Annotated in this window: 25 protein-coding genes; 6 read left to right on the top strand and 19 right to left on the bottom strand. The window is 56.8% G+C overall.

Annotated elements, in window-relative coordinates; genetic code table 11:
- Nucleotides 1-464 precede the first annotated feature (464 nt).
- Both AB4Y96_RS19925 and AB4Y96_RS19920 read right to left on the bottom strand, forming a co-directional pair.
- Nucleotides 465-1,463 carry a GlxA family transcriptional regulator gene (locus AB4Y96_RS19925; RefSeq protein WP_091877741.1) on the bottom strand — a complete coding sequence of 333 codons (999 nt, stop codon included), beginning with the start codon at nt 1,461-1,463 and terminating at the stop codon, nt 465-467.
- Between the two features lie 218 nt (nt 1,464-1,681).
- A complete protein-coding gene (locus tag AB4Y96_RS19920) occupies nt 1,682-1,936 on the bottom strand; it encodes a hypothetical protein (protein WP_112527443.1) in 255 nt (84 codons plus the stop codon).
- 142 nt (nt 1,937-2,078) lie between these two features.
- Between AB4Y96_RS19920 and AB4Y96_RS19915 the strand changes: the two genes are divergently transcribed.
- Nucleotides 2,079-2,981 carry a LysR family transcriptional regulator gene (locus AB4Y96_RS19915; RefSeq protein ID WP_091877739.1) on the top strand — a complete coding sequence of 301 codons (903 nt, stop codon included), beginning with the start codon at nt 2,079-2,081 and terminating at the stop codon, nt 2,979-2,981.
- 185 nt (nt 2,982-3,166) lie between these two features.
- On the opposite strand, the gene AB4Y96_RS19910 is transcribed toward AB4Y96_RS19915, so the two are convergent.
- The 9 genes from AB4Y96_RS19910 to AB4Y96_RS19870 form a co-directional block, all read right to left on the bottom strand.
- Nucleotides 3,167-3,892, bottom strand: coding sequence for a copper homeostasis protein CutC (locus AB4Y96_RS19910; RefSeq protein ID WP_441919365.1), 726 nt, complete (start codon nt 3,890-3,892; stop codon nt 3,167-3,169).
- Nucleotides 3,889-4,803 (bottom strand): ROK family protein, encoded by a 915-nt coding sequence (locus AB4Y96_RS19905; protein ID WP_441919363.1) that lies wholly within the window; start codon nt 4,801-4,803, stop codon nt 3,889-3,891. The genes AB4Y96_RS19910 and AB4Y96_RS19905 overlap by 4 nt, the downstream gene beginning before the upstream one ends.
- A 91-nt stretch (nt 4,804-4,894) precedes the next feature.
- Nucleotides 4,895-6,922: an ASKHA domain-containing protein gene (locus tag AB4Y96_RS19900; RefSeq protein WP_441919397.1), complete on the bottom strand. Its 2,028-nt coding sequence runs from the start codon at nt 6,920-6,922 to the stop codon at nt 4,895-4,897.
- A 293-nt stretch (nt 6,923-7,215) separates the two neighbouring features.
- On the bottom strand, nt 7,216-8,178 hold the full coding sequence (locus AB4Y96_RS19895) for a methyltetrahydrofolate cobalamin methyltransferase (protein ID WP_441919361.1): 963 nt from the start codon (nt 8,176-8,178) through the stop codon (nt 7,216-7,218).
- An 11-nt stretch (nt 8,179-8,189) separates the two neighbouring features.
- Nucleotides 8,190-9,086 carry a methylenetetrahydrofolate reductase gene (locus AB4Y96_RS19890; protein ID WP_441919360.1) on the bottom strand — a complete coding sequence of 299 codons (897 nt, stop codon included), beginning with the start codon at nt 9,084-9,086 and terminating at the stop codon, nt 8,190-8,192.
- Nucleotides 9,073-9,375: a virulence factor gene (locus tag AB4Y96_RS19885; RefSeq protein ID WP_091877734.1), complete on the bottom strand. Its 303-nt coding sequence runs from the start codon at nt 9,373-9,375 to the stop codon at nt 9,073-9,075. The genes AB4Y96_RS19890 and AB4Y96_RS19885 overlap by 14 nt, the downstream gene beginning before the upstream one ends.
- Nucleotides 9,376-9,678: 303 nt before the next feature.
- Nucleotides 9,679-10,344 (bottom strand): exopolysaccharide biosynthesis protein, encoded by a 666-nt coding sequence (locus AB4Y96_RS19880; protein ID WP_441919358.1) that lies wholly within the window; start codon nt 10,342-10,344, stop codon nt 9,679-9,681.
- Between the two features lie 79 nt (nt 10,345-10,423).
- Complete coding sequence (locus AB4Y96_RS19875) at nt 10,424-11,008, bottom strand: DUF4893 domain-containing protein (RefSeq protein WP_441919357.1); 585 nt, start codon at nt 11,006-11,008, stop codon at nt 10,424-10,426.
- 74 nt (nt 11,009-11,082) lie between these two features.
- The gene (locus AB4Y96_RS19870) at nt 11,083-11,715 is read right to left on the bottom strand and encodes a DUF1638 domain-containing protein (protein ID WP_441919356.1); all 633 of its coding nucleotides are present in this window, start codon (nt 11,713-11,715) and stop codon (nt 11,083-11,085) included.
- 69 nt (nt 11,716-11,784) lie between these two features.
- On the opposite strand from AB4Y96_RS19870, the gene AB4Y96_RS19865 reads away from it, so the two are divergent.
- The gene (locus AB4Y96_RS19865; RefSeq protein ID WP_091877730.1) at nt 11,785-11,940 is read left to right on the top strand and encodes an entericidin; all 156 of its coding nucleotides are present in this window, start codon (nt 11,785-11,787) and stop codon (nt 11,938-11,940) included.
- 85 nt (nt 11,941-12,025) lie between these two features.
- On the opposite strand, the gene AB4Y96_RS19860 is transcribed toward AB4Y96_RS19865, so the two are convergent.
- On the bottom strand, nt 12,026-12,724 hold the full coding sequence (locus tag AB4Y96_RS19860) for a corrinoid protein (RefSeq protein ID WP_091877729.1): 699 nt from the start codon (nt 12,722-12,724) through the stop codon (nt 12,026-12,028).
- A 237-nt stretch (nt 12,725-12,961) separates the two neighbouring features.
- On the opposite strand from AB4Y96_RS19860, the gene AB4Y96_RS19855 reads away from it, so the two are divergent.
- Nucleotides 12,962-14,566 carry a trimethylamine methyltransferase family protein gene (locus tag AB4Y96_RS19855; RefSeq protein ID WP_441919354.1) on the top strand — a complete coding sequence of 535 codons (1,605 nt, stop codon included), beginning with the start codon at nt 12,962-12,964 and terminating at the stop codon, nt 14,564-14,566.
- Between the two features lie 86 nt (nt 14,567-14,652).
- Nucleotides 14,653-15,336, top strand: coding sequence for a hypothetical protein (locus AB4Y96_RS19850; protein ID WP_441919352.1), 684 nt, complete (start codon nt 14,653-14,655; stop codon nt 15,334-15,336).
- Nucleotides 15,337-15,465: 129 nt separating this feature from the next.
- On the opposite strand, the gene AB4Y96_RS19845 is transcribed toward AB4Y96_RS19850, so the two are convergent.
- From AB4Y96_RS19845 to AB4Y96_RS19835, 3 genes are all read right to left on the bottom strand, one after another.
- Nucleotides 15,466-15,672 (bottom strand): hypothetical protein, encoded by a 207-nt coding sequence (locus AB4Y96_RS19845; RefSeq protein WP_441919350.1) that lies wholly within the window; start codon nt 15,670-15,672, stop codon nt 15,466-15,468.
- Nucleotides 15,669-16,682: a betaine--homocysteine S-methyltransferase gene (gene bmt, locus AB4Y96_RS19840; RefSeq protein WP_112527419.1), complete on the bottom strand. Its 1,014-nt coding sequence runs from the start codon at nt 16,680-16,682 to the stop codon at nt 15,669-15,671. The genes AB4Y96_RS19845 and bmt overlap by 4 nt, the downstream gene beginning before the upstream one ends.
- A gap of 88 nt (nt 16,683-16,770) precedes the next feature.
- Nucleotides 16,771-17,607: a helix-turn-helix domain-containing protein gene (locus tag AB4Y96_RS19835; RefSeq protein WP_091877724.1), complete on the bottom strand. Its 837-nt coding sequence runs from the start codon at nt 17,605-17,607 to the stop codon at nt 16,771-16,773.
- A gap of 115 nt (nt 17,608-17,722) precedes the next feature.
- Between AB4Y96_RS19835 and AB4Y96_RS19830 the strand changes: the two genes are divergently transcribed.
- Both AB4Y96_RS19830 and AB4Y96_RS19825 read left to right on the top strand, forming a co-directional pair.
- Nucleotides 17,723-18,757, top strand: a complete 1,035-nt coding sequence (locus tag AB4Y96_RS19830; RefSeq protein ID WP_441919348.1) for a fatty acid desaturase — start codon at nt 17,723-17,725, stop codon at nt 18,755-18,757.
- Between the two features lie 9 nt (nt 18,758-18,766).
- Nucleotides 18,767-19,525, top strand: coding sequence for a phosphate/phosphite/phosphonate ABC transporter substrate-binding protein (locus AB4Y96_RS19825; protein WP_441919346.1), 759 nt, complete (start codon nt 18,767-18,769; stop codon nt 19,523-19,525).
- A gap of 272 nt (nt 19,526-19,797) precedes the next feature.
- On the opposite strand, the gene AB4Y96_RS19820 is transcribed toward AB4Y96_RS19825, so the two are convergent.
- From AB4Y96_RS19820 to AB4Y96_RS19805, 4 genes are all read right to left on the bottom strand, one after another.
- Nucleotides 19,798-22,374: a GcvT family protein gene (locus AB4Y96_RS19820; RefSeq protein WP_441919345.1), complete on the bottom strand. Its 2,577-nt coding sequence runs from the start codon at nt 22,372-22,374 to the stop codon at nt 19,798-19,800.
- 62 nt (nt 22,375-22,436) lie between these two features.
- Nucleotides 22,437-24,017: a trimethylamine methyltransferase family protein gene (locus tag AB4Y96_RS19815; RefSeq protein ID WP_441919343.1), complete on the bottom strand. Its 1,581-nt coding sequence runs from the start codon at nt 24,015-24,017 to the stop codon at nt 22,437-22,439.
- A gap of 562 nt (nt 24,018-24,579) precedes the next feature.
- Complete coding sequence (locus tag AB4Y96_RS19810) at nt 24,580-25,650, bottom strand: quaternary amine ABC transporter ATP-binding protein (protein WP_091877719.1); 1,071 nt, start codon at nt 25,648-25,650, stop codon at nt 24,580-24,582.
- Complete coding sequence (locus tag AB4Y96_RS19805; protein ID WP_112527405.1) at nt 25,643-26,530, bottom strand: ABC transporter permease; 888 nt, start codon at nt 26,528-26,530, stop codon at nt 25,643-25,645. The genes AB4Y96_RS19810 and AB4Y96_RS19805 overlap by 8 nt, the downstream gene beginning before the upstream one ends.
- Between the last annotated feature and the right edge of the window lie 104 nt (nt 26,531-26,634).

The following is a 26,634-nucleotide window of genomic DNA, read 5'->3' as shown; positions in this document are numbered from 1 at the left end:
GTGGGTCGATATAACAACCATGAGGGAGAGTGAGGATGCAAGAACCACCTTGGATTGGTTGATGCGATGCTAAGCACCCATATTGGAGAGATTGGTAGTGTAACCGCCAAGGGTGAAGAATTTGGCTCCTAAAAAAAACCACCCCACCGTCATCCTCGGGCTTGACCCGAGGACCCACGGCTAAGGAGCTCAAACGAATCTCAACGTTCAGCACTTTTGAATTGTGGGTCCTCGGGTCAAGCCCGAGGATGACGGTGGGGGTGGGTGAAGCCCGAGGATGACGGTGGGGGTGGGTGAAGCCCGAGGATGACGGTGGGGTGGGTTTGTTAGGAGCGAAATTCTGCACCCCTTACGCTGCAATCTTTACGATGAGCGTTGCATCCTCACTCTCCCTCATGGTTGTTATGTCGAACCACGAACCACGAACCACGAACCACGAACCACGAACATGCTGAAGCAGGTAACTATGCCGCCATCAGCTGCTTGCGGTCGGCGCGTTCCTGCTGTGGTGAGCGGCCATAAAGTTCGCGGTAGCATTTGGAAAAATGCGATGCGGAGACAAAGCCGCAGGCAACCGCTACTTCAACAATAGGCATGGATGACTGGATCAGGAGATGGCGGGCGCGGTCGAGCCGGATTTCCAGATAATAGCGCGCGGGTGAGCGGCCCATCTCCTGCCGGAACAGCCGTTCGATCTGGCGGCGCGACAGGCCGACATGATCGGCAATCTCGATGAGCGATAGCGGCTCGGACAGACGTGCCTCCATCAGTTCGATGATGGTGAGAACTTTTGAGTTCTGCACGCCGAGACGTGCGCGCAATGGCAATCGCTGACGATCATGCGGGCTGCGCACGCGGTCGGTCAGGGCCTGTTCGCAGACGCGGTTGACGATATTATCGCCGAAATCATCGCCGATGAGCTTCAACATCATGTCGAGCGCGGCGGTGCCGCCGGCGCAGGTGTAGATATTGCCGTCGACTTCAAACAGGTCCGCATAGACGTCGGCTTTCGGAAACGCTTCGGCAAAGCCGGGAAGGTTTTCCCAATGGATTGCGCAGCGCTTGCCCGAGAGCAGGCCAGCGGCAGCCAGAATGTGCGCGCCGGTGCAAAGGCCGCCGACGGCGACGCCGCGGTTGAATTCTTCACGGAGCCAGGCATAGACGGATTTGTTCTGGAATTTTTCGACATGCACGCCGGAGCAGACAAAAACCATGGATGGACGGTCTTCGCCAGTTAGAAAGCGGCGTTCATCTTCCAGGGAAGAGTTCGCAGCGCATTCAACGCCATTGGAGGCCGTGACGGGTTTGCCATCGACCGAGGCCAGACGCCAGCGATAGGCCTCATATCCGAGCATGCGATTGGCGATGCGCAGCGGTTCGATAGCGGTCGCAAAAGCGATCATCGAAAAGTTCGGCACAAGGAAAAAAACAAAAGACCGCTTGTTCAGGTCCGTCTGGTTCATGATGATTCTATGTTCCCATTATTACTACGAGGCCATGTCGCACCTGAAGTAGGTTCTTCAAATTACGGGCGTGGTCTCTGGAGCTTTTTTTCAGATAGAACCATAGAATTATTCTAAAGGGAAGTGAGCCTGCCTGTGTCGCAAAAGCGCAGGTAAAGCGCAAAATAAAGGGAGCGGACGTGAACAGGTCCGCTCCCTTATTGGGGTGTTCTCATGATTTATTGGCGCGTGCGATTAAGCTGATTGCATTCGGCAATCTGGCGCTCATACAGATCGGGCCAGCCAATATCAGAGCGGATATTATCTGGAAGACTATCCAGAGCTGCTTCTGTCACGCGCCGCCGACGGCCCCGGACAATCGCATCGCGCGAGACTATTGCTATTGATGCGACGCTTTCTGCCGTGCGTGTAACGGCAGTGAAGAGACGTTCACTCAGGCTTGTCTGGTGTGGAAGTTCATTGCAGACACTCATTTTGCTGCTCCTTGTGGTTAAGGTGCCCAATTTTCTGTAGCCACCTTGTTGTGTGATATTGACTATCTGCCCAAGTTGATGTTCAATCAAACGAAATTACAGAACAGTATAGTTCAGAAAAATTGATGAAGGAGACGCCGCAATGTCAGCACCGATGCAGCATCCCATACCGATCCTCGATCTTGATGTGTTGCGTACCTTTGCCATGATTGCCGAGACGGGCAGCTTTTCCAGCGCTGCCAATGCGGTGTTCCGCACACCTTCGGCTGTTTCCATGCAGATCAAGAAGCTTGAGGAGACGCTTGGTCATATCCTGCTTGAACGCGATGCACGTTCGGTCAAACTGACGCCGAGCGGCGAGTTGCTGCTTGGATATGCGCGGCGCATGCTGGCGCTCAATCGCGAAACTGTGGCGAAATTCATCACGCCAACGGTTTCCGGGGTTGTCCGGCTCGGTGCGCCTGATGATATCGGCGAAAAGGTGCTGCCCTTCGTTTTGAAGCGCTTTGCCGAGTCGCATCCGGATGTCACCGTTGATGTGGTCATCGACCAGAGTAACAGCCTGCGCAAGCGGCTGGATGAGCAGCGGCTTGATGTGACGCTTGTTAATGTCAATGAAACATTGGCCAAGCTTGATGAGGTCGAGGTTCTGATGACCGAGGAAATCATCTGGGCCGGGGCGAAATGCGGAACAGCGCATGAGCGCAATCCGTTGCCGCTGTCCATGTGGGAAGAGGGCTGCATCTGGCGCGCCAATGCCATCAGCGCACTTGAAAGCGCTGGCAGGGACTATCGTGTCGCCTATATGAGCGCCCATACGATGGGCCAGCGCGCCGCTATCGTGGCCGACCTTGCCGTTGCGCCGTTCTCAAAGTTTCTGCTTGAGGACAATATGGTCGCACTTGGCCCGGAAACTGGTCTGCCACCGCTTGGTGAATCCAAGCTTGGCATGCTGGTTGCCAAAAATGCCGGTGCGCATGTCAAAGCTGTCGCCCAGCATCTGCGGGTGTATTTCGAGGGCTATGAGAGGACGGGCAAGCTTTAGGGGCAATTGGAGCGGTAACACCCCCCTCTGTCCTGTCGGACATCTCCCCCACAAGGGGGGAGATCAGCTGTGTTACTGCCTTTGCACAATTTGCAAAGTTTCCTGTTGTGCAAAGGCGTTCATGCCAATGTGATCTCCCCCCTTGTGGGGGAGATGTCCGACAGGACAGAGGGGGGTGATGAACCTCACCTCGTTTGGCAATAAGCCTTCAACGCCCGCACAAGCTCAACACTGGTGCGCTTTTGAGTAGCGGTTTCAAAACCGAGCCGCTGTGCTGCAGCGCTGACTGGTTCTGCCAGAACAGCACAGGAAGAGTGGATTTCCCGAAAGGGAATACGGTCAAGCAATGCACCGGCATTGCCGATATTGACGCCGGAGCCGGGCATGATCTTGATCCGCCCAGCGGCAAGCGAGAAGGTTTCTGCCAGATTGTCGATGCCTTCAGCTGATGTCGGCATGCGGCCTGAAGTCAGAATACGTTCAAAGCCAAGTCCAACAGCCGTTTCAACAGCCTCAGCAAGATCGGGTACGAGATCGAAGGCCCGATGCAGCGTCACGCCCAGTCCATGGCAATTGCGCATCAGGCGTTCAAGCGTGGCATGGTCGAGACTGCCATTGGCATGGTTCGCACCAAGGACGATGCCCGCCAGACCGGCGCTGCGGATCATGTCGATTTCCCGCAGCATCGCGTCGATATCAGCCTCGCCGAAGACGAAATTGCCGGGCCTCGGACGGATCATGGCGTAGATCGGAATGGGCGAAGCAATGGCCTGACCGATCAGGCCGGGAGTTGGCGTCAGGCCGCCGAGTTCCAGCGCGGAACAAAGCTCTACCCGGTCAGCGCCGCCTGTGATGGCAGCGGCGAGGCCGCTCGAATCATCAACGCAGACTTCCAGAAGAATGCCGCTCATTGTGCCGCTCCCATCAAACCGAGAACACCGGCACCGATCAGTCCGGGTTCAATTTTCAGTTGCGCCGGGATGACCAATGGTTTGGCTGTCTTCCACAGGATGCGGTCACGCACGGCGCGGTCCAGCCGCTCGATCAGCGGGACTGAATTGGCAAGACCGCCACCGACAGGCACAATCGACGCGCCGACCACATTGAGCGTCATGGCCAGCGGGCCGCTGACGATATCAATGTAGCAGTCAATGGTGCGCTCCGCCGCCGCATCGCCATTGTTCCACGCGGCAATAATCTCGGTGCTTGGCAGATCAACGCCGTGAATGTGTGCATGCAGGCGTTCCATGCCACGCGCCGCGCCAACCGCATCGACGCAGCCGACCTGACCACAACCGCAGGCATAACGCGGGATGGCAATCGGCGGATTGCCTGCCCATGTCGCCGATATCGGACCATGGCCCCATTCCCCGGCAAAGCCGCCGGCGCCCTCATGTATCTTGCCATTGATGACAAGACCGCCACCAACGCCAGTGCCCAGAATAATCCCGAACACCACGCGGTGGCCGCGTCCGGCACCGACAACGGCTTCCGACAGGGCAAAACAATCGGCGTCATTGGCGACAAGAACCGGACGGCGCAGTTTTTCGCTGAGGTCTTTGACCAGCGGGCGACCATCGATGCAGGGAATGTTCGCACAGGTGATTTTACCACTATCCGCATCGATAACACCGGCAATCGAAATGGAAATCAGCGATGCGGTATCAGCGCCACCCTCCGCTGCAATCTTTTCAATCGCGGCAGCAAAGGCGTCGAAATCGCGCAAGGGCGTCGGCACTTTCGGCAGTGGCCGGATGTCTTCGGGCGCATAGGCTATTGCACCCTTGATGGCCGAGCCACCGATGTCAAAGCAGGCAATCATGGGAACATATATCCGGAATCAATCATGGTGGATGTTGATAGCGGAATTTGTCTGCGTGACAAACTCAACTGAATGGATTTATTCACGCGGCCTATTCGCGCGATCGGCGGGCCGCACGGTCCTCGCGTGAGCGTCGGCGCGGGGTGGCGTCGCCGGTCTGGCCATCCTCGCCGACATTCTTGCGTGGCGGCAGGGTAACGGCCAGCGAGAGTTTGGGGAAGGGATCAACCTTGTTCGGCATGGCCATGGCGTAGACGAAATGCTCCTGGAATTTTGGCTCCAGTGCCGTTTCGATCTTCTCGATGCGCGTGACGGTATCCTCGATCTCGCGGCGATAATCGCGGTTAAGCAGCGCCATGCGCGCGCCTGTACCGGCGGCATTGCCGACAGCTTTTACCTTGTCGAGATCGCAATCGGGGATAAGGCCGAGCACCATGGCATATTTTGGATCGATAAAAGAACCGAAGGCACCGGCAAAACGGATTTGATCGACGTGATCAATGCCTTGCTTGTCCATCAGCAGCTTGACGCCCGCATAGAGCGCAGCTTTTGCAAGCTGGATTGCGCGAACATCGTTCTGGGTAATGGTGATGGTCGGTGTTCCCTCGCGCAGCAGATAGGAGAATGTACGACCGTTTGGCATGATACGCGGCGACTTGGCGACAAGACTGCCGTCCACCACGCCATCTTCGGAGATAATGCCCGAGAGGTACATTTCCGCCACGACTTCGATAATAGCCGAGCCGCAAATGCCGGTGATGCCGCTTGCCTGCACGGCTTCGGCAAAACCCGGTTCATCCGACCATTGTTCGGTGCCGATGACGCGGAAGCGTGGCTCCAGTGTTATCGGATCGATACGCACACGTTCGATGGCGCCGGGGGCAGCGCGCTGGCCGCCTGAGATTTCCGCGCCCTCAAATGCCGGGCCTGTTGGCGAGGAGGCTGCAACTGTGCGTTGCCGGTTGCCAAGCACGATTTCCGCATTGGTGCCGACATCGACAAGCAGCATCATTTCGTCCTGCCGGTGCGGGCCTTCCGCAAGGGTTGCCGCAGCAGCGTCAGCGCCGACATGACCGGCAATGCATGGCAGCATATAGACCCGGGAGCCGGGGTTCATATTGAGACCGATTTCACTGGCTCTGAGATGCACGGCGCCGGAAACGGCGAGGGCAAACGGCGCCCCGCCGAGTTCCGTCGGGTCAATGCCGAGGAAAAGGTGATGCATGATAGGATTGCCGACAAACACCGCATCGAGAATGTCCTCGCGCGCGACATTGCCTTCGGCGCAGACTTTGCCAATCAGATCGTTGATGGCTTCGCGCACCGCATTGGTCATGCCTTCCCGACCATCCGGGTTCATCATGACATAGGAGACGCGGCTCATCAGATCTTCGCCGAAACGGATCTGCGGGTTGGATGTACCTGCGGAAGCAATGGTGCGCACCGAAAGCAGCGATGACAGATGCATGGCAATGGTGGTGGAACCGATATCGCAGGCGATGCCGTAAGCCTCGTTCTTCAGGCCCGGCCACAGGCCGATCATGGTTGGCCGCGTCGTTTCCTCGTCGTGGTGAATGGCAGCGGTGACGCCCCATTCGCCCTTGCGCAGGATTTTCTGAATTTGCGGCAGGAGATAGGTGTCCACATCAAGATTGCGGATGCCCCATTCCTTTTCCAGTGCGGCCTTCAGGCGGTCAAGATCGCCAAGCGGCTTGTGCATGTCAGGCTCTTCCACCTCGACATAGCACATGTGAATGGCGGGGTTGCGCTCGATAATGCGTGTATCGGCATCCTTGCGCACGACCTGCGCATTGACCTGAACATCCTGCGGCACATCCACAACGAGATCGCCAAGAATGGTTGCCGAACAGGAGAGGCGGCGGCCATCCTTCAGATCACGCTTTTCGGCGTAACGTTTTTCTTTTGGACCGAATTCGGAAATGTGATCATTGGAAGAGGTAATGCCGTGCTTGGCAAATTTGCCTTCCTGCACGTCAATCTGGCAGCGCCCGCAAATGCCGCGCCCGCCGCACACGCTTTCCACATAGACACCGAGCGTGCGCGCTGCCTCCAGCACCGTGGTGCCAACCGCAAAATGCCCGCGCTTGCCCGACGGCATGAACAGAACAAGCGCGTCCTTTGCCGATGCTTCAGGGGATTTTACGGGTGCGTTCACAATCAATGCTCCAAGTCCTGCAAGAGATCTGCTTGCAATACCGTCATGCGTGGTTCGTGGTTCGACAGGCTCACCATGAGGGAGAGTGGTGATGAAAGGGAGTCAAGTTCTGCAACTCTTGTGATGCGTGATCTTTTTGATCTGCCATCCCTAAGATGAGCGTTGCATCCTCACTCTCCCTCATGGTGAGCTTGTCGAACCACGAACCACGCCAATAGCGTGGCATCACAAATCAATCAACCGGCAACGCCGCGCCGCGCTTCACGTCCACCGCGCCGCCGTCCACCGCCATTGGCGTCAGCAGGAACCGAAACAGCCGGCGCTGCCCCGGCAACGGCCGGCTGATGGTCACGATATTTCCTGATCCAGTAGGTGCAGTTGGCATCGGTGCCGTTGAGCACGTTGGCGGCGTGAACCGCTTCCATTTCCTGCGGACGGCAKGGATTCATGATCGCCGAGGTCATGCCAGCGCCGATCACCATGGGAATAAACCCGGCATTGATGCCGTGACGGTGGGGCAGGCCGAACGAGATGTTGGAAAGGCCGCAGGTGGTGTTGACCTTCAGCTCTTCACGCAGACGGCGCAGCAGCGCAAAAACCTGACGGCCTGCATCTCCAAGCGCGCCAATCGGCATGACCAGCGGGTCAACGACGATATCATGCGCCGGAATGCCAAAATCAGCCGCGCGCTGCACGATCTTCTTGGCAACGGCAAAACGAACGTCCGGGTCCATGGAAATACCGGTTTCGTCGTTCGAGATGGCGACGACGGGGACATTGTACTTCTTGATCAGCGGCAGGATGGCTTCAAGCTTTTCCTCTTCACCGGTCACCGAATTAACCAGCGGACGGCCCTTGGCGACTTTCAGAGCAGCTTCAATAGCAGCCGTTACCGAACTGTCGATGGAGAGGGGAACATCGACCAGATTCTGCACGATCTCCAGTGTCTTGACCAGAAGGCCCGGTTCCGTTGCATTCGGGTCGACAGCAGTGACGCCCGCATTGACATCAAGCATGGTTGCACCGGCAGCAACCTGCTCCAGCGCATCCCGGATGACCGTATCAAAATTGCCAGCGATCATTTCGGCGGCAAGCTTCTTGCGCCCGGTCGGATTGATCCGCTCGCCGATCACGCAGAAAGGCTGGTCAAATCCGATGATGATTTCTCTGGTCGCCGAGGCAACAATGGTACGGGTCATTCAGGAAATCCTTAGTTCGCTGCTGCAGATGCGTAATGGCCGGATGCGACATTCCACGAGCCGCGATCAACAAGCCATTCGGAGGACTTCTTCAGGCCGCCAAACGGAAAAATGTGGATCTGCTTGATGGCGGAAGCCGGATGGTTGATCACATGCTGTTCGATGGGGCCAACAACACCTTCAGGTGAATGGCTGGTGGCAAGCGCTGTCAGGGACAGAGCATTCTTTTTGAGGAAGCTGATCGAGTTGCCGACGCCGCACATGGCAGCATATTTGATCAATGTGGTGATCTTGGCCGGGCCAGCAACGCCCAAGTGCACAGGCAGATCAACGCCATGTTCCCGCAGCGATTCCGCATAGCGGATAAAGCGATCGGCATCAAAGCCGAACTGCGTGACGACACGCAAGCGGGCGCCTGTGCGTTCACCAAAATTCTTCTTCAGGCGCAGGGCTTCAAGCGCAACAGCTTCGGAAAATTCCGGGCTGCCTTCCGGATGACCGGCGACGCCCATTTCGGTGATGCCGTATTTGTCGAAAAAGCCGGTTTCCAGCACTTCCATGGTGGAGGAAAATTCGCCAGCCTGCCGTTCAAGGCCGCCGCCGATAACCAGCACATCGGTCACACCAGCTTCTTCAGCGGCGCGGCGGATGCGGGTTTCCAAGGCTACTTTCGTGCCAAGGCGGCGGGAAGCGAAATGCGGAACTGGCTTGTAGCCGAGATCATGAATGCGCTTGGCGGCAGCTGTCAGCGTGTCAACACCATCGGTACCCATGTCAGTGATGTAAACGCGTGTCCCTTCCGGGAACAGTCCGGGCAGGTCCTGCGATTCAATCGCCTGGCGTGCCGCCACTTCGATGGATGCTGCGATCTTTGTCATTGGCTTTGCTTTCAGTTCATGAATTGTCATGTCCGCCTGCCTTTACTAGCGCCACAAGGCGTTCCCGATGATATTCGCTGTCAATACGGGCGAGGGCCGCATCAGCCTCCGCATCCAGATCATCACTCACCGGCACCGGTGTTCCCCGGCGCCACTCTGCCAGATAGGCGTCCGAATCCCGGGCGCCAATGCGCATCGCACACATGTCGATGGCTTCAGTAAATCGAAGAGGAAGTTCGCGTTTTGCGGCCTGACGTCCTTTTTTGACGGTCACTTGAGCAGGAATGTCCCGCCAATAAACGACAATAAGATCGGCCATGCAGTTTATCCTCCAACGAGGACCGTTTTGCCTGATAATCAGGGGGTAAGCTTGTTATCTCACGACGTGCGCCCACTCAAATGCGACGTGCGACATTGTTGTTTTTGCGACAGAGATTTTAGTGGGGGTGGTTGGTTCGTGGTTCGACAAGCTCACCATGAGGGAGAGGGGTGATGAAAGGGAGTCAAGTTCTGCAACGTTGGTGATCTGCAAAGCTGGCGATCATCTTTACATCACCTCTATCCCTCATGGTGAGCTTGTCGAACCACGCACCAAGCACCAACACAGCGGCTCTACCCAATCTTAAAAAGGCCAGAAGCCCGCCAGATAGGCCAGCACATTGGCGGCGATGAAGGCGAAGCCAAAGACGATGCTGATCGAGACCACGCCCAGTATGAGGCCGCCGAGCATCAGGCGGCCATCGCGTTCGCACAGGGCAATGCCGATAATGGCCGTTGCCAAGGCCGGAAGCCAGTTTGAAAGCGGCATTGGCAGGACGACGGACATGCCCAGAACTGTCGTAAATGCGCCGAGCCAGCGATCGCCCTGACGCTGGGAAAAGGGCCAGTTGCGCGGGCGGATGAAGCGTTCCAGCCATTGCAGCCACGGAACAACCTTGTTCGAGACCTGACGAAAACGTTCCGGCGCAATGGTTTTTGTGCGCATGAAGGTCGGTAGCCAGACGGATTCGCGGCCCATGACCATCTGCACCGATACAAGAACAAGCGGGATGCCGGTGACAATACCGGTTCCCGGTGGCAGTGGAAGCAGGTTGAGAATGGCGAAAAATGTCAAAAGGGCTGCGAAGCTGCGATCAGTGAAGGCATCTTCAAGTTCGGTGAAAGAAACGGGTGCGGTGGTTGTCCGCGCAAGGTCTTCGAAAACCTGTGAAAGGGGCCGCGGATCGTTTTCCGCATGTGTCGAAGCACTGTCCATATTCTTCTGATTTTCACTATCTATTGCAACCATGGGTCCGTCTTTTGTTCAACCTTTGCCCATATGGAGGGGCAAAGGTGACATTGCAATGACGCGGCAGCGACGAAAGTGCTTAACGTTTGAATTCCATGATGTTGAGCAGGGATTCGTAATAGGGCGCCGGAAACTCGATGCGGAAGGCATTCTTGCCGGTGCGATAGGCATAGCCAGCTTCGTCGGTTTTCGGTCCTGCACCATATTTCGCAGGCTTTTGATCCGAAACATAGCCGGTGCCGAGATAGGTCAGGCGCTTGTCGCTTTCGGTGTAGAAACGCCCTTTGGTGCGTTGCGATCCAGTCACTTTTTCCAAAGCCCAGCCGGAGCCATCATCCGTGACCTTGCATTTGAACCAGCCATAAACCACGAGCGCCGGGGCCATGCCGCCGAGCTTGATTGTCCGGCACTGCCAGTTGCCGGTCATGTCAAAACCTTCACTGAATGGCAGGCTGGGGCGCTTTAACAATTCATCGACAATGCGGATATCAGCGGCGCTACCGGTCGCTTTCGCATCTGCAACCGCCTTGGTCTTTGTTTGATCGTACTGCTCTAGCCGTTTGGTATCGGCGGGCGTGATGATCTTTGTAATCGCGCCATCCGCATGGGCGGCGCCTATGGTTGCCAGACTGATCGTTGCGAGAAGAAGGGTTCGAAACAGCATGAGAACGGTCCTTTGTTTTCGATTCCATCAGGAAGCAGGCGGACCATGCCGATTTAAAGGCGTAAATGAAAGTGTCAAACTGCGCTATCTGCTGCTGCCAGCCGCAGGGCAGGAACCAGATCGCCATAGGCCGTAAAGCGCCGCTCATAGGCGAGGCCAAGGAATTCAGCCGCCTTTTCGGCATTGGCATTGAGCTTGGCGTCGTCTGTCTGAGCGAGGTAGATCATCTTGGTGTAATTGCCGAAATACATGTCACGCAACTCAGGGTGGCGGTCGAGGCCAAGCGGTTTGACCATGAAGGCTTCGAAATGCCGGGCGAGAAAGTCCGTCATGAAGAATGACGTCATGTCATCATCCCACTTGGACGCAAAGGCATCATTGCCGACATAGAACGAGAAGCAATGCGGACCCTCAATACGCTCCACACCGTGCTTTTCGCAGACACGATCGAGCATGCCGCCGGTGCCGCAATCGGCATAACCGACGAAGATTCGCTTGATGCCCTGAGCTTTTGCCTTGACGATTGCCCGATCCACCGACGGTGCAATCTTTTCCGGATGATGATGATAGACGGCGGGCAGACATTTCAGCTCGATGTGATCGAGGCCGAATTGCTCGCGTATAGCCAGTATTTCCCGGGCAATCATGCCGCAGGCGATCACCCGGACGATCTCTGGCGAATTATTCGAATTCTGGCTAACATTCATGGAACTGATTTCGCTCCATCGCGTTATGCGAACGTTGATTAAATTCTATCAGAACGGGAGACCCTGTCCATGAAACTATCACGCGTTGTACCGATCGCCGCTGTTCTTGCTGTCGTAGCACTGGCCGGCTGCGCCAACACAATCCGCGGTATCGGCTCCGATACAGCCAACACCGTGAATGCGACCCAATCGGCTGGTCATCGGGTAGCAAAAGCCGCCAACTGATTGTTCGGCCTCATAGGCCAGTTTCAGCAAAGTTACACTAGATTCGAAAAACGGCCGCATTTTGATGCGGCCGTTTTGATTTGGTTCAGGCGCCGGACATCTGGTTGTGCTTGCGCTTCATATAGTCCTTGGCGGTTTCAACGGCCACCGCCGCATCGCGGCAATAGGCATCGGCACCGACAGCCTTGCCGAATTCTTCGTTCAGCGGCGCGCCGCCGACGAGCACCACATAATCGTCGCGAATGCCCTTTTCCTTCATCGTATCAATGACGACTTTCATGTAGGGCATGGTCGTGGTGAGCAGGGCAGACATGCCGAGAATGTCAGGCTTGTGCTCTTCAATGGCTGCCAGATAATTTTCGACCGGATTGTTGATGCCAAGATCAATGACGTCAAAGCCCGCGCCTTCCATCATCATGCCGACCAGATTCTTGCCAATGTCGTGAATGTCGCCCTTGACGGTGCCGATAACGAGCTTGCCCTGTTTCGGCGCGCCCGTGGCTGCGAGAAGCGGGCGCAGGATGAACATGCCGGCTTTCATGGCATTGGCCGACAGCAGAACTTCCGGCACGAAGAGGATGCCGTCACGGAAATCTTCGCCAACGATGCGCATGCCTTCGACGAGTGCTTCGGTCAAAACCCGGTAAGGCACCCAGCCGCGCTCCAGAAGGATATTGGTGCCTTCCTCGATCTCTTCCTTCAATCCATCGTAGAGATCGTCGTGCATTTGTTCGACGAGTTCGTCGTCCGAAAGCTCCGAAAGAATGATTTCATCGTCGGCCATGGGTGTCTTCCTCTCAAGCGTTATGCAGCGCTTTTTATCTCTACTGGCATTCCCTTAACATATCGGGCAAGTTGCTGAAAACGCATTGCTTAAATGCGACCTCGTAAATGACGAAAGCGACCACCTGTTTGTCTTCCATGCGCCATCGTTTGACGCACACGGAAACGCGCCTGTCCATGTCGCAGGTAGGATCGGATCGTTAAACCAATCCGCGCATCAAGCGCCTGGAGAAATAAAATGAATCAGGAAACGCCAGTTGATGCACCGGTGGACACTGCGACTCCCGCTGATACTGCTGAAAGCGGCGTACGCCGTGGACGCGGTGCCGGTGCGGGCGCTGCTGCACGCCGTGCCGCCCGTTCCGGCGGTGGCCCAGGCAAGTCGCTCACCTATATCACGCGCAAGATTCGCGAATATGAAGTGCTTGATGAGGAAGGGCTGGCGCTGATCGAGGCCAATGCGGATACCGTCCTTGAGGAAATCGGTATCGAGTTCCGCGACGATGCGGAAGCTTTGCAGCTTTGGCGCGAAGCTGGGGCCGATGTCAAAGGCGAGCGCGTGCACTTTCCAAAAGGGCTTCCCCGCTCACTGCTGAAGACAGCACCGTCCATCTACACACAGCATGCGCGCAACCCCGAGCGTTCCGTGCAGATCGGTGGCAAGGCCACGGTGTTTGCGCCGGTCTACGGCCCGCCCTTTGTGCGCGATCTTGATGGCAATCGCCGCTATGCGACCATTGAAGACTTCAATAATTTCGTAAAGCTCGCCTATATGGCACCGTCAATCCACCATTCCGGCGGCACCGTGTGCGAGCCTGTCGACGTTCCCGTCAACAAGCGCCACCTCGATATGGTCTATGCCCATATCAAATATTCCGACAAGCCGTTCATGGGGTCTGTCACCGCGCCTGAGCGGGCGGAAGACACGATATCCATGTGTAAGCTGGTTTTCGGTGAGGATTATCTCGACCAGAACACGGTTTTGACCAGTCTGATCAACGCCAATTCGCCGATGGTTTTTGACGAGACGATGGTTGGCGCGCTCAAGGTCTATGCCCGCAACAATCAAGCCTGCATTGTCACGCCGTTCATTCTTGCCGGTGCGATGAGCCCTGTGACGGTGGCCGGTACGTTGACGCAGGTTCTGGCGGAAGTGCTGGCCGGTGCAGCGCTCACCCAGCTGATCCGACCGGGTGCTCCGGTTATTTTCGGCACATTTGCCTCGTCCATCTCGATGCAGTCGGGTGCGCCGACTTTCGGAACACCTGAGCCGTCGCTTGTATCTTACGGCGCTGCGGCGCTGGCACGCCGTCTGGGCTTGCCCTTCCGTACCGGTGGTTCGCTTTGCGCTTCAAAGGTTTCCGATGCGCAGGCGGCCTATGAAAGCGCCAATACGCTGAACTCGACGCTTCTGGCTGGCACGAACTTTGTGCTGCATTCCGCCGGCTGGCTCGAAGGCGGTCTCGTCTCATCCTATGAAAAGTTCATGATGGACATCGACCAGCTGGGCATGGCGCAGAAATTTGCTGAAGGTGTTGACCTTTCCGAGAATGGTCAGGCGATGGATGCGATCCGTCAGGTAGGCCCCGGCAGCCATTATCTTGGCTGCGACCATACACAGGCAAACTTCCAGACGGCCTTCTACCGCTCGAACATTGCTGACAACAATTCCTATGAGCAGTGGCTTGCCGAGGGCGAGAAACGTGCCGATCAGCGCGGCAATGAACTGGCACGACGCTGGCTTGAAACCTACGAAGCACCCTATCTTGATCCGGCCATTGACGAATCCCTCAAGGAATTCATCGCCAAGAAAAAAGCGTCGATGCCCGACGCATTCACCTGAAAGAAGCCCGAGGACGGCCGGGCTAAAGTGGCCAATCTGATCCATGAAGAAGTCTGGGCCACTGCTGTTAAGGGTTCAGGCCCGGGATGACTATTGCCGATCCTCTTGTTGAAATCGCCGCCGCGCTGGAACCCTATGGTCTTGTTCCGCGCGGCGGTTTTGTTTTCGGAGCAGGGGATGATGCGCCCCGTCTGAGCACCGGCGTTTCGGCACGCAGCGTGGTTCTTATCGGCCATTTCGGTTCGTCCATCTGGCCGCATTTCGTTGAATGGCGGCGGGCGCATCCAGATGTGGACGATCCGCTCGATACATGGTCCAAAGAGGTTCTCACCCGTGTCGCGAACGCTGTGGAAGGACAAGCCGTCTTTCCATCCGACAAACCCTATTTGCCGTTCCAGCAATGGGCCATGCGTGGGGAGGGCCTCTCGGCATCGCCCTTGGGGCTGTTGATTCATCCTGAATACGGCCTCTGGCAGGCGTTTCGCGGTGCCTTGCTGTTTGACCGCGTTATCGACTTCCCATCAATTGCTCCGGATAATCACCCTTGCGATAGCTGCGCGGAAAAACCATGCCTGAGCGCTTGCCCGGTGGACGCATTCGATGGGAAGAGCTTCGCTGTTGGCCGCTGCCGATCATATCTCGCAGAACCACAAGGGCGTGTGTGTCTCGATGGCGGCTGTCTGGCACGGCTGGCTTGTCCAGTCGGCCGGGAACACGCCTATATGCCCGATCAGCAGCGTTTTCACATGGCCGCATTTGCACGCAACTGAGCGAGTGGAAGAAATATTTTGATTGATTTCGTTTTTCACCCAAGTATTGGACCTTTGGCATCGTCAAAGGGGCGATGATGCCATTGGTTATCGCGGCGAGTTCCTGCGGGCTACATGAACCACACACCATTAAAAAAACGAAATACCCGCAAAGAACGCGAGCGGTCCAATGATAACACTCATCAGGAGGCTGACAAGCACGGACCAGCGGAATGCATATCGCGCGATAATATAGAGCACGACAAGCGCAAGGATGAATGGGACCGGGTAGCCCAGGATGAGAAAAACGATAATGCCCAACGGGTCAGGCAGTGCGCCGATCCAGCCCAAGTTCAACCGCGACGGCCGCGACGCTCGCGCTTGGGCAGGTCATCCGCATGGGCGGCAAGCTTGTTGCGCATTGGTCCGATCGTCTCAACAATGGTTTCCACCGTCGGGCGCGTGCTATGGATATGGTTATCCAGCGCGTGGCGCATCGCGGCCAGATGTTCGAATGAGGTACCGCAGCAGCCGCCAATGATTTTTGCACCGCCATTAATGGCGAGATGCGCATAATTGGCCATCAATTCGGGCGTACCGGAGTAAAAAATCTCGGCGCCGCGAAATTCCGGAATGCCGCAATTGCCCTTGATGACAATGGTGGCTGTGGGATCAGCTTCGGACATATCGAGCAGGGAGGCCAGAATATCCGACGCGCCGACACCGCAATTGGCACCGACAGCAACCGGGCGCTGGGCCAGCCCATCGACAACGCCGTGAATCTCTTTTGGTGGCAGGCCCATCATGGTTTTGCCAGCCGTATCGAACGAGCCTGTGTAGACATAGGGCAGGCCGACTTTGACCGCAGCTTCCGCCGCAGCGCGAATTTCACCCGGAGCCGACATGGTTTCGATCCATGCGACATCAACGCCGCCAGCCTTCAATCCCTCCAGCTGTTCGGTAAACGCAGCGACAGCGTCCTCTTCGGTTAGCGCACCAAGTGGAACCAGCAGTTCGCCCGTCGGACCGACAGAGCCGGCAACAATCACCTTGCGGTCTGCCTTATCGGCGACAGCGCGGGCAAGTTCAGCCGCCTTCTTGTTCAGCTCGAACACGCGGTCTTGCGCATGGTGCAGCTTGAGGCGATGGCGTGTGCCGCCGAAGGAATTGGTCAGGATGATATCAGCACCGGCATCGACAAAGCCTTGATGCAGCGCGAGGATTTTTTCCGGCTGGGCTTCGTTCCAGAGTTCCGGTGCTTCACCGGCTTCCAGACCCGTGGCAAACAGGTTCGTGCCCGTCGCGCCATCGGCCAAAAGCACGCCCTTTTCAGCGAGAAGATCGGCAAGCGGATTGGCAATGGTCATGGCGCGCAGTTCCTGTGATGAGACTTAGATAACGATATAAGGAAGTCTTTATATGTGGTCAATATTCATTTGCGACAAGCTCTAGCACTCAATCGACCTTCAATGAGGAAATATAAGCACCAACCTCGTGGGCATTTATCTTTGCCACGCGGATCAACCCATCGAAATGCCGCTGCAGGGTTTGCACGGCATCCGTTGTGTTGAGCACCAGATACATCTCGCCGACAAAGATCGCAGCGCGGTAGGGGCCGAACACGGTGTAGGGCACCGAGAACCGCTCGCGCCCGTCAAACAGAAACAGCCGGAAGGACGGATAAAGCTCATCAAGCAGGGCCGTCATATGCTGAAGCTGTTCAACGCGTACCGCGCGCGAAAGGTCGCCCCAGATGCCGCCGCCACCAGCGAAATCGCGCAGGGTCTGGTAGGGCATGCATACTTCCATGTCCGTGCCCGGCTGGCGATTGTAATCAAGCCGGAACGCAGTTTCAGTGATCTGGGTCGTGGGATCGCGGTGTACAAGCGAAGTCTCGTAGGCAATCACTGCCTGTGTGCGCAGCAGATCGGGAATGCGCGCCGGTACATAGCGGATCTTGCTGCCCGTCGCCTCCGCATGCCAGCGCACCAGCAGCGTGCGCTCGAAACCGTCATGGCCTTCCTCAATCTCCATACTGGCGCGCAGTTCGCCGGTGATCGCCTCATCCTGACTGAGGCCAAGCAGCCAATCCAGCGACACCGCGTAACGTTCTGCAATGTTGAGCAGCGTCTCGACGCGCGGCAGGCGCGTCGACTGGCCAGACAGGAGTTGCGAGAGTGCTGAACGGTCTATGCCGACGGCTGAAGCAAACGATGATTGATTATCGCCGCTGCGGGCAAGCAGGCTTCGGATGCGGTCCTGAAACAGGCGCGAAAGATCCCGTTTATCCATTTGCATACCTTTTTGTTTACTAAGCACAACAATTGCATCATTTGGTGCGCATAATCAACAGTTTATCACTAAAATCGCGTTGCTGACAGTTCCTGACAGTGAGAGGATGAAAGTCATGGAATCAGAAGCACATACAGCCGAACTAACTGACAAATCCGGCCGGGGACACAAGCACCCTGGCATTGAATGGCCTACCCTTGCATTGATGATCATCTGCTACGGTTTATGGCTGGTGTCAGGATTTTACCTCTATCCAACCATGCCTTTTGTGGCCTTGGCACTGATGGCGGTTGCCGTCGCATTTCACTCTTCTTTGCAGCATGAAGCCTTGCACGGGCACCCGACCCGCAGCGGCATGCTCAATGAGTTTCTTGTCTCCCTGCCTATCGGTCTCTTCTACCCCTACCGCCGCTATAAGCATCTGCATCTGAAACACCATGCGGATGAGCGCCTGACCGATCCCTATGACGATCCGGAAAGCTATTACCGGGCGCTGGGTGACTGGGAGAAGCTGCCTGCCGCTCTCAAGATGCTGCTGAAATGGAACAATACGATGCTTGGCCGCATCATTGTTGGACCAGCGTTGATGATCGTGGGATTCATCGCCACGGATATCAAGCTGATATCCGGTGGTGACCGGAAAGTGCGCACCGCATGGCTCTTGCATGCAGCCGGACTTATTCCTCTGGTTGTCCTGCTGGTCGAATTCGGTATCCCGCTTTGGCTTTATGCATTGACCGCAGTTTATTGGGGACTGGCAATCATCGCCATCCGCTCCTATTGCGAACACCAATGGTCCGAGCGCCCGGATGGCCGCACGATCATTGTCGAGAAATCACCACTGGCGCTGTTGTTCCTCAACAACAATCTGCATTTCGTTCATCACAAGCGGCCGACTGTGCCGTGGTACAAATTGCCAAAACTCTATCGCGAGCAGCGTGAAGAGTGGAAAGCCATGAATGGCGGCTATGTCTTCCGCAACTACTTTGAAATCCTGCGTGCCTATGCATTCCACAGCAAGGAAGAGGTTGTTCATCCGGTCCTGCGCCGTGAACCCGCACCAGGCCGGGCTTTTCGCCCACGCCGCCATGGCATTTCCCTGCAGGGCGGAACGAGCGTGCCTATTCCCGCCGAGCCTCCGACAGAGTAAACTACCCGTATGACACTCATTGCAGCCTTGCCGATGTATGATTGGCCGGAACGCCGTACCGAAGTGGATGCGCAGTGGATTGCTATCCGCGATAAGCTTCGCGCCAAAGGGTTTGATGCGCCGGAGTTTTTGACGCGTCGTAATGGCGATCTTCCTGCTGTACCGGGCGGTATCCGCGATGCCTCCGGTCATGTGATTGCGCCTGATCCGGCATCGCTTGCCCCCGATGAACTCGATATGCCGACGCTGTGGCGTCATCCGTCGTTGCTGTTCGCGCAGACCTGCTGGGGTCCGATGGAACTCGGTCTTGCCGCCCATGTGCATGTGGCGGGGCAGGACGACTATTCGGGTGTGGCGGGCGGCGATGACGCGCTCTATTCCAGCGCGCTGGTGATGCGCCGGGGCGAGGGGGTAGCCGTGCCTGCGTCGCAGGACAGCCAGCCGATTTTACCCATCGCCCACATGCGCGGAAAACGCCTTGCTTTCAACAGCCATGATTCCATGTCCGGCTATCTCGGCCTCCAGCGCGATCTGGCCGCAACGGGTGAGAGTTTTAGCCTGTTTGCCCGCCTCATTGAAACCGGCGGCCACCGTGCCTCGGTGGAAGCCGTAGCATCCGGGCGTGCGGATATTGCCGCCATCGATATCAAGTCCTGGGCACTTGCCCAGCGCTATGACGAGGCAGCAAGTGCCCTGATCGTGGTAGGCTGGACCGCCAAGCGCAAGGGCCTGCCATTTATCTCAGCCTTTGAAGGTGTGGTTGTCTGATCATCTGAAAGTGATGCGCAACCGGCGCAGAATATAACTCCCTGCAACCACCCATATCCCTCATCCTGAGCCTGTCGAAGGGCGCAACAATGGTTGTGCAAATGCAATCAACATAGTGCGTGTTGTGGTGCGTGGTTCGACAAGCTCACCATGAGGGAGAGGGGTGATGAAGGGGAGTCAAGTTCTGCACTTTTCGTGATTTGCAATGCTGGCGATCAGCATTGCACCCTCACTCTCCCTCATGGTGAGCTTGTCGAACGCAAAGGGCTTTATCACCCGCGCATTTTTGCCCCGGATGGATCAAACGGTGGCTCGATATTGATGCGGGCGGCGCGGCGGAGGCCGAGGATTTCGACTTCGAATAGACCAGCACTCTCATTGTCAGCCAGCTCGGCGGGTACATAGCCCTGCGCCATCGAATGCCCGACATAATGGGCGTAACCGCCCGATGTCACCCAGCCCACAACGCGCCAATCGCCCTGAACAGCACCCTTGTCGCCATCAAAGGAAACAGCGGCACCTGTATCGTCGAAACGCGGCGCACCAACGCCGTGGCCGGCTTCCACGACGCCATAATCCTTGGTGACTTTGGCCCAGATCGGCTCATCGCCCATGACATCGGCAGCACCATCACCATCCGGCACATCGATGATCAGCGATACGCGGCGCAGTTTTTTGCTGGTTCCGGCGTCAAATTCGGCTTTTTCCTGCGCTGCGGCTTCGCGGCCGATAAAATCATTCTTGGTGAGCTTGATGAAACGATCCATCGAGCCTTCATAGGGCCCATAGATCGGGCGCAACTCGCGGAACCATGTGGGAAAATTCTTCTCAAGCCGCATCGACAGCAAAGCGCGCATGCCGAAATCGACAATATCGAATTCCTTGCCCGCATCCTTGATCGCCTTGTAGACAAGCCGCTGATAGGCCGGTTCCATCCAGATTTCGTAACCGAGATCGCCCGTATAGGAAATGCGGTTGACCTTGCACGGCGCGCCGCCAACGGCCATTTCGCGGAAATCCATGAACCGGAAGGCGGTGTTCGACACATCTTCATCGACAAGTTTGGCCAGAAGATCGCGGGATTTCGGCCCGGCGATGGAAAGGCCAACCAGCGTCTGGTCGAAGCGGTGGATATGCACCGAACCATCCTTGGGCTGATGTTTTTGGAACCAGCGCATGTGATAGCGCTGTGCGGCGGACGAGCCCCAGATGAGGAAGCGATCCTCGGCTGCCTTGGCGATGGTGAAATCGCCGATCAGCTTGCCCTTTTCATTCAGCATGGGGGTCAGCACCAGACGGCCTGTCTTCGGCATGGTGTTGGTCATGAGATAGGAAAGAAACGCTTCTGCGCCGCTGCCGGTGACTTCGTATTTGGCGAAGTTGGCGATTTCGGTCACGCCGACCCGCTCGCGCGTGGCGCGGACTTCATTGCCGATATGCTCGAAATCGTTGGAGCGGTGATATGAAACGATATCTTTGGCTTCTGTGCCCTTTGGTGCGAACCAGAGCGGTGTTTCCAGCCCCCAGGAATCGCCCATGACGGCGTTCTGGCTGACCATGGTGTCATAGAGCGGCGTTGTCTGCTGCGGACGGGCGGCGGGCAGTTCCTCATTGGGGAAGCGGATGGAGAAGCGGCGCGAATAGTTTTCACGCACTTTGGCATTGGTATAGCGCAGGGTTGCCCATTCGCCGAACCGCGCCACATCCATGCCCCAGACGTCAAAGCCGGGTTCGCCATGCACCATCCAGTTGGAAAGGGCGAGGCCGACACCGCCGCCCTGACTGAACCCGGCCATGACGGCGCAGGCGGTCCAGTAATTGGTCAAGCCCGGAACAGGGCCGACGAGCGGATTACCATCCGGCGCGAAGGTGAAGGGGCCATTGATGATCTGCTTGATACCGGCCTTTTCAATGCCGGGGAAATGCTTGAAGCCGACTTCAAGGGAAGGGGCGATGCGATCAATATCCGGTGCCAGCAGCTCATGGCCGAAATCCCATGGTGTATTAACCGGCGACCACGGCTTGGCGGCCTTTTCATAGGTGCCGAGCAGAATGCCATTTCGCTCCTGACGGGTATAAATCTCGCCCTTGAAATCCATAACGCCGATGAGTTCGCGGCCTGTTGATTGGTTGAATTCCATGACTTCGGGCACATCTTCAGTCAGAAGATACATATGCTCCATGGCAAGCACTGGTAATTCGAGGCCAACCATGCGGCCGACTTCGCGGGCCCAGAGGCCGCCGCAATTGACGACGTGTTCGGCCTTCACCGTTCCCTGTTCGGTGACGACATTCCATGTGCCGTCCACTTCCTGCGTCAGTTCAACCACGCGGTTGCGCAGGCTGATTTCAGCACCAAGCTTGCGCGCGGCCTTGGCATAGGCATGGGTGGTGCCGGATGGATCAAGGTGCCCTTCAACCGGGTCCCACATGGCGCCAACAAAGTTGGTTTCGTCCATCAGCGGGAACATGGCCTTGGCTTCCGACGGGGTGATCAGTTCCGTGTCCATACCGAGATAGCGGCCGCGCGCATGGGCGAGGCGCAGGAAGTCCATGCGTTCGGGCGAGTCGGCCATCATTACGCCGCCGGTCAGATGCAGGCTGCAGGACTGGCCGGAGAGTTCTTCGATTTCCTTGTAGAGGCTGACCGTATAGGCCTGCAGCTTGGCGACGTTCGGATCGCCGTTCAGAGTGTGAAAACCGCCAGCCGCATGCCAGGATGAACCCGATGTCAGCTCCGAGCGTTCGATCAGCAGAACATCCGTCCAGCCAGCGCGGGCGAGATGGTAAAGGACCGAACATCCAACTACGCCGCCGCCAATGACAACTGCTTTAACGTGCGATTTCATTCACTTATGCCTCTTGTATAGGAATATGATTCAATGCGTTGAGAGTTTGATTCAAAGGGCCGTCAGAAGTCAGTCGGCGCGCCGCCCTCGGCCTTGCGTCTGGCAACGAAGGCGTTCAGCTCTTCCTCGATGGCCGGATCGATGGGAGGCTTCTCATAGGTGGCAAGCCGCTCCTTCCAGACGCGATTGGCGCGATCAATGGCCGTGGGGGAACCCGCTTCCTGCCATGTCTCGTAATTGCGCCAGTCTGATATGATCGGCGCATAGAACGCCGTCTTGTAGCGGGACTGGGTGTGGGCTGTGCCGAAGAAGTGGCCACCGGGACCAACATCGCGCATGGCGTCGAGGCCAAGGGCATCTTCCGACAGATCGAGCGGCGTCAGGAACTCCGCCACCATCTGCAACAGGTCAAAATCGAGGATCATCTTTTCGTAGGAGCAGCACAGGCCACCTTCCAGCCAACCGGCGGAATGTAGCATGAAATTGCCGCCGCCCTGGATCGCACCCCAGAGCGAGAAGACGGATTCGTAGGCAGCCTGCGCATCGACAGTGTTGGCGGCGCAAACATTGGAGGTGCGATAGGGGATCTTATAGCGGCGGGCGAGCTGGCCGCCGACCATCTGCGCCTTCATATATTCAGGTGTGCCGAAAGCAGGTGCACCGGATTTCATATCGACATTGGAGGTGAAGCCGCCATAACCAACCGGTGCGCCCTTCTTCACCATCTGGGTAAAGGAGATACCGGCAAGCGCTTCGGCATTCTGCTGAACGAGCGCACCGGCGATGGTGACGGGCGCCATGGCCCCGGCCAATGTAAACGGAGTGACGATAACAATCTGCCCATTGCCCGACATATGGATGATGCCTTCCATCATCGGCACATCGAGCTTCAGGGGCGAATTGGTGTTGATGATGGTGTAGGAGGAGGCTTCGTTCTGCAACTGCTCCTGGCTGATGCCACGGGCAATGCGGGCGATTTCAATACCATCCAGATTGCGCTCCTTGCCGAGCGAATAAATGTGAAAAGCCTTGTCGGAGAGGGTGGCGAGATCGCGGATGCATTCGAGATGGCGAACCGATGGATGAATATCAATCGGTTCAACGGGATAGCCGCCCGTCATGTTGATGATGTTGTGCATCTGCGCCAGTTTGACGAAGTTGCGGAAATCCGCCTGATTGCCGGACCGTCTGCCATTGTCCGTGTCGGAACAATTGGGCGCCGATCCCATCTGCGCGAAAATCAGGTTGGTGCCGCCGAAACGCACATTGTGGGCGGGGTTGCGCGCATGCAGGGTGAATTCCGACGGTGCATAGCCGACATATTCAAGGATCATATCCTTATCGAAATGCACGCGCATGGTGCCGGGACGCACATCTGCGCCCGCCTGTTTCATGATCTCCCGCGCGCCATCATGCAGCACGTCGACGCCAATCTCCTGCAAAACGCGCAGCGAGGCATTGTGGATGGATTCCAGCTCATCATCGGAAATGATCTTGGTGGGCGCGAACGGAATCTTCAATTGACGGAAGGGAGGCTGGTCGAACGCGCCGCTTTCAATGCTGCGGGGGCGGGACCGTCCGCCACGCCGGCCATGATCGCGTGCCGTTGCGGGGATTTCGATGTCTGTTGCCGGTTCACTCATAGCTCATGCCCTTTACTTGCGATGGTGCCACTATCGCCACAGACGGGAAATTCGTGCGCGGCGTGAGCGACGCTGACCGCAAGGGAAGCGACATGGGCGAGAGGGGGGAAACAGGTGTTAAGGAGTTGAGAGGGAGAATTTATTGAACAGAGTTGCACCAAGGTTGTGCGTGGTTCGACAGGCTCACCATGAGGGAGAGTGGTGGGGTGCAGGGAGTGAGTTCTGCAATGGTGTGAAGTGCAGAGGTGTGAAGTGCAATGTTGGCGATTAGCGTTGCATCCACCCAAGTCCCTCATGGTGAGCCTGTCGAACCACGAACCACGCACCGGTGGCATTCACCCCCCTCTGTCCTGTCGGACATCTCCCCCACAAGGGGGGAGATCAGCTGTCACTACTGCCTTTGCACAATCTGAAACTTTTTCGCTTGTGGGAAAGCGTTCATGTCAATGTGATCTCCCCCCTTGTGGGGGAGATGCCCGACAGGGCAGAGGGGGGTGAAAACCCTGCCCCAGCGCAAACGTATCAGCACAGCGTCTCCCCCCAAGGGAGGAATAAACCTCTGCTACTCAGCAGCTTGATGGGTCAGATGGCTGATCGGCGTAACCATGGCCTGAATCAGATTGTTCATACTGATGACACCCAGCGGCTTACCACTTTCATCGACAACCGTTGCATGCTGCTGGTTGGCATCGGTCATGGTCTTGGCGGCTTCCTCAAGGATTGTGCCGGTTTTCACCGTTACGCCGCCCGCATTGCCAGCACCATCGCCCTTGGTGGAAATGGTATCCACCATGATGACCCGGCCGCGGTTTACTTCCTTGACGAAGCTGGAAATATACTCGTCGGCGGGTTTCAGCACGATATCCTGCCCCGTTCCCTGCTGAACCACCTCGCCATCGCGTAAGATAGCAATGCGGTCGCCCAGACGCAGCGCCTCATCAAGATCGTGGGTGATGAAGACAACGGTTTTCTTGATTTCCTTCTGCAAATCCAGAAGCACGGACTGCATATCCATGCGGATCAGTGGATCAAGCGCCGAGAAGGCTTCGTCCATCAACAGGATCGGCGCGTCATTGGTGAGCGCACGGGCAAGACCCACGCGCTGCTGCATGCCGCCGGAAAGCTGGTTGGGATAATTGTCCTCAAAGCCTTTCAGGCCAACGCGTTCAATCCAGCGGCGGGCCTGTTCTTCCTGCTTTGCCCGGCTGAGGCCCTGAATTTCAAGGCCGTAGACCGTGTTGTCGAGAACCGTGCGGTGGGGGAGCAGTGCGAACTTCTGGAAAACCATCGCCGTCTTGTGGCGGCGGAACTCGCGCAGATCGTTCTGGTTCATCTTGCAGACATCTGACTTGTCGATGATGACTTCGCCGGCAGTCGGATCAATCAGCCGGTTGATATGGCGGATCAGTGTCGATTTACCGGAACCTGACAAGCCCATGACAACCTGAATGCAACCGGCGGGCATATCGATATTGATATCGCGCAGGCCGAGCACATGGTTGTACTTTTCATTGAGCTCGGTCTTGGTCATGCCCTTCTTGACGGCATCGACATAGTTCGCAGGTTTCTGGCCAAAAATCTTGTAGAGATTCTTGATCTGGATACCGGCGCCCTGAACGGAACGATCAGCCATGAACCACCTCCTGGTGCTTTTGAAGGCGCATGCCGTAGGCCTGGCTGACGCGATCAAAGATGATGGCAATGCCGACAATGGCAAGACCGTTGAAAAGTCCGAGTGAGAAGAACTGTCCGTTCACTGACCGGAGAACCGGCTGGCCGAGACCCTGAACGCCGATCATCGAAGCGATAACCACCATGGCAAGCGCCATCATGATGGTCTGGTTGATACCGGCCATGATGGTGGGAAGGGCGAGCGGTATCTGCACATTCTTGAGGCGCTGCCAGCTGGAGGAGCCAAAGGCGTCAGCCGCTTCAAGCACATCCTTGTCAACAAGCCGGATGCCGAGATTGGTCAGGCGGATCATCGGCGGAATGGCGTAGATCACCACGGCGATGAGGCCCGGAACCTTGCCGATGCCAAGCAGCATGACGACGGGGATGAGATAGACGAAGCTTGGCATGGTCTGCATGACGTCAAGAATGGGATTGACGATGCGCTGGAATGTATCGGAGCGGGCCATGACGATGCCGATGGGGATGCCGACGACGATGGACACGACAGTGCCGACGAAAATCATCGCGATGGTTTTCATCGCATCGCTCCACATATCGAAATAGCCGATGAGGAGGAGAGTAATGACCGTTCCGGCAACGATCTTCCAGTTGCGGCTGGCGATCCAGGCAATACCGGCGATCAGCAGGACCATGATTGGCCACGGTGTCGACGTCATGAATTTCTCGGCCTGGATGAGAAAATATTGCAGCGGCTGGAAAAATGACTCGATCACATCGCCATAGCTGCGGGTGAAAGCCTTGAAGCCTTCATCCATGGCTTTTTTCAAATTGCGGAGTGTCTCGTCATTCATTTTCGGGAATGAATAGAACCAATCCATATGTTGCGCCCCCTTCTTTGTGGGTCAAGAAATGACCATCGCGACCGAACGCAATAACGCTCGGCCCATTCGGGATGGTGCGATGCGGCGAAGAGGGTCTTCGC

This window comes from Phyllobacterium sp. TAF24 (assembly GCF_052113785.1).
Classification (GTDB): Bacteria; Pseudomonadota; Alphaproteobacteria; order Rhizobiales; family Rhizobiaceae; genus Phyllobacterium.
The sequence above is the reverse complement of the archived record's forward strand: the minus strand, read 5'-3'. Positions and strand labels throughout refer to the sequence as shown.

Excerpts from the sequence above, each read along its gene's own strand:
- AB4Y96_RS19925 (WP_091877741.1), bottom strand. The coding sequence starts at position 1,463 with ATGAACCAGACGGACCTGAACAAGCGGTCTTTTGTTTTTTTCCTTGTG.
- AB4Y96_RS19920 (WP_112527443.1), bottom strand. The coding sequence starts at position 1,936 with ATGAGTGTCTGCAATGAACTTCCACACCAGACAAGCCTGAGTGAACGT.
- AB4Y96_RS19915 (WP_091877739.1), top strand. The coding sequence starts at position 2,079 with ATGTCAGCACCGATGCAGCATCCCATACCGATCCTCGATCTTGATGTG.
- AB4Y96_RS19910 (WP_441919365.1), bottom strand. The coding sequence starts at position 3,892 with ATGAGCGGCATTCTTCTGGAAGTCTGCGTTGATGATTCGAGCGGCCTC.
- AB4Y96_RS19905 (WP_441919363.1), bottom strand. The coding sequence starts at position 4,803 with ATGATTGCCTGCTTTGACATCGGTGGCTCGGCCATCAAGGGTGCAATA.
- AB4Y96_RS19900 (WP_441919397.1), bottom strand. The coding sequence starts at position 6,922 with ATGCCGTCGGGCAAGCGCGGGCATTTTGCGGTTGGCACCACGGTGCTG.
- AB4Y96_RS19890 (WP_441919360.1), bottom strand. The coding sequence starts at position 9,086 with ATGACAATTCATGAACTGAAAGCAAAGCCAATGACAAAGATCGCAGCA.
- AB4Y96_RS19885 (WP_091877734.1), bottom strand. The coding sequence starts at position 9,375 with ATGGCCGATCTTATTGTCGTTTATTGGCGGGACATTCCTGCTCAAGTG.
- AB4Y96_RS19880 (WP_441919358.1), bottom strand. The coding sequence starts at position 10,344 with ATGGTTGCAATAGATAGTGAAAATCAGAAGAATATGGACAGTGCTTCG.
- AB4Y96_RS19875 (WP_441919357.1), bottom strand. The coding sequence starts at position 11,008 with ATGCTGTTTCGAACCCTTCTTCTCGCAACGATCAGTCTGGCAACCATA.
- AB4Y96_RS19870 (WP_441919356.1), bottom strand. The coding sequence starts at position 11,715 with ATGAATGTTAGCCAGAATTCGAATAATTCGCCAGAGATCGTCCGGGTG.
- AB4Y96_RS19865 (WP_091877730.1), top strand. The coding sequence starts at position 11,785 with ATGAAACTATCACGCGTTGTACCGATCGCCGCTGTTCTTGCTGTCGTA.
- AB4Y96_RS19860 (WP_091877729.1), bottom strand. The coding sequence starts at position 12,724 with ATGGCCGACGATGAAATCATTCTTTCGGAGCTTTCGGACGACGAACTC.
- AB4Y96_RS19855 (WP_441919354.1), top strand. The coding sequence starts at position 12,962 with ATGAATCAGGAAACGCCAGTTGATGCACCGGTGGACACTGCGACTCCC.
- AB4Y96_RS19850 (WP_441919352.1), top strand. The coding sequence starts at position 14,653 with ATGACTATTGCCGATCCTCTTGTTGAAATCGCCGCCGCGCTGGAACCC.
- bmt (WP_112527419.1), bottom strand. The coding sequence starts at position 16,682 with ATGACCATTGCCAATCCGCTTGCCGATCTTCTCGCTGAAAAGGGCGTG.
- AB4Y96_RS19835 (WP_091877724.1), bottom strand. The coding sequence starts at position 17,607 with ATGGATAAACGGGATCTTTCGCGCCTGTTTCAGGACCGCATCCGAAGC.
- AB4Y96_RS19830 (WP_441919348.1), top strand. The coding sequence starts at position 17,723 with ATGGAATCAGAAGCACATACAGCCGAACTAACTGACAAATCCGGCCGG.
- AB4Y96_RS19825 (WP_441919346.1), top strand. The coding sequence starts at position 18,767 with ATGACACTCATTGCAGCCTTGCCGATGTATGATTGGCCGGAACGCCGT.
- AB4Y96_RS19820 (WP_441919345.1), bottom strand. The coding sequence starts at position 22,374 with ATGAAATCGCACGTTAAAGCAGTTGTCATTGGCGGCGGCGTAGTTGGA.
- AB4Y96_RS19815 (WP_441919343.1), bottom strand. The coding sequence starts at position 24,017 with ATGAGTGAACCGGCAACAGACATCGAAATCCCCGCAACGGCACGCGAT.
- AB4Y96_RS19810 (WP_091877719.1), bottom strand. The coding sequence starts at position 25,650 with ATGGCTGATCGTTCCGTTCAGGGCGCCGGTATCCAGATCAAGAATCTC.
- AB4Y96_RS19805 (WP_112527405.1), bottom strand. The coding sequence starts at position 26,530 with ATGGATTGGTTCTATTCATTCCCGAAAATGAATGACGAGACACTCCGC.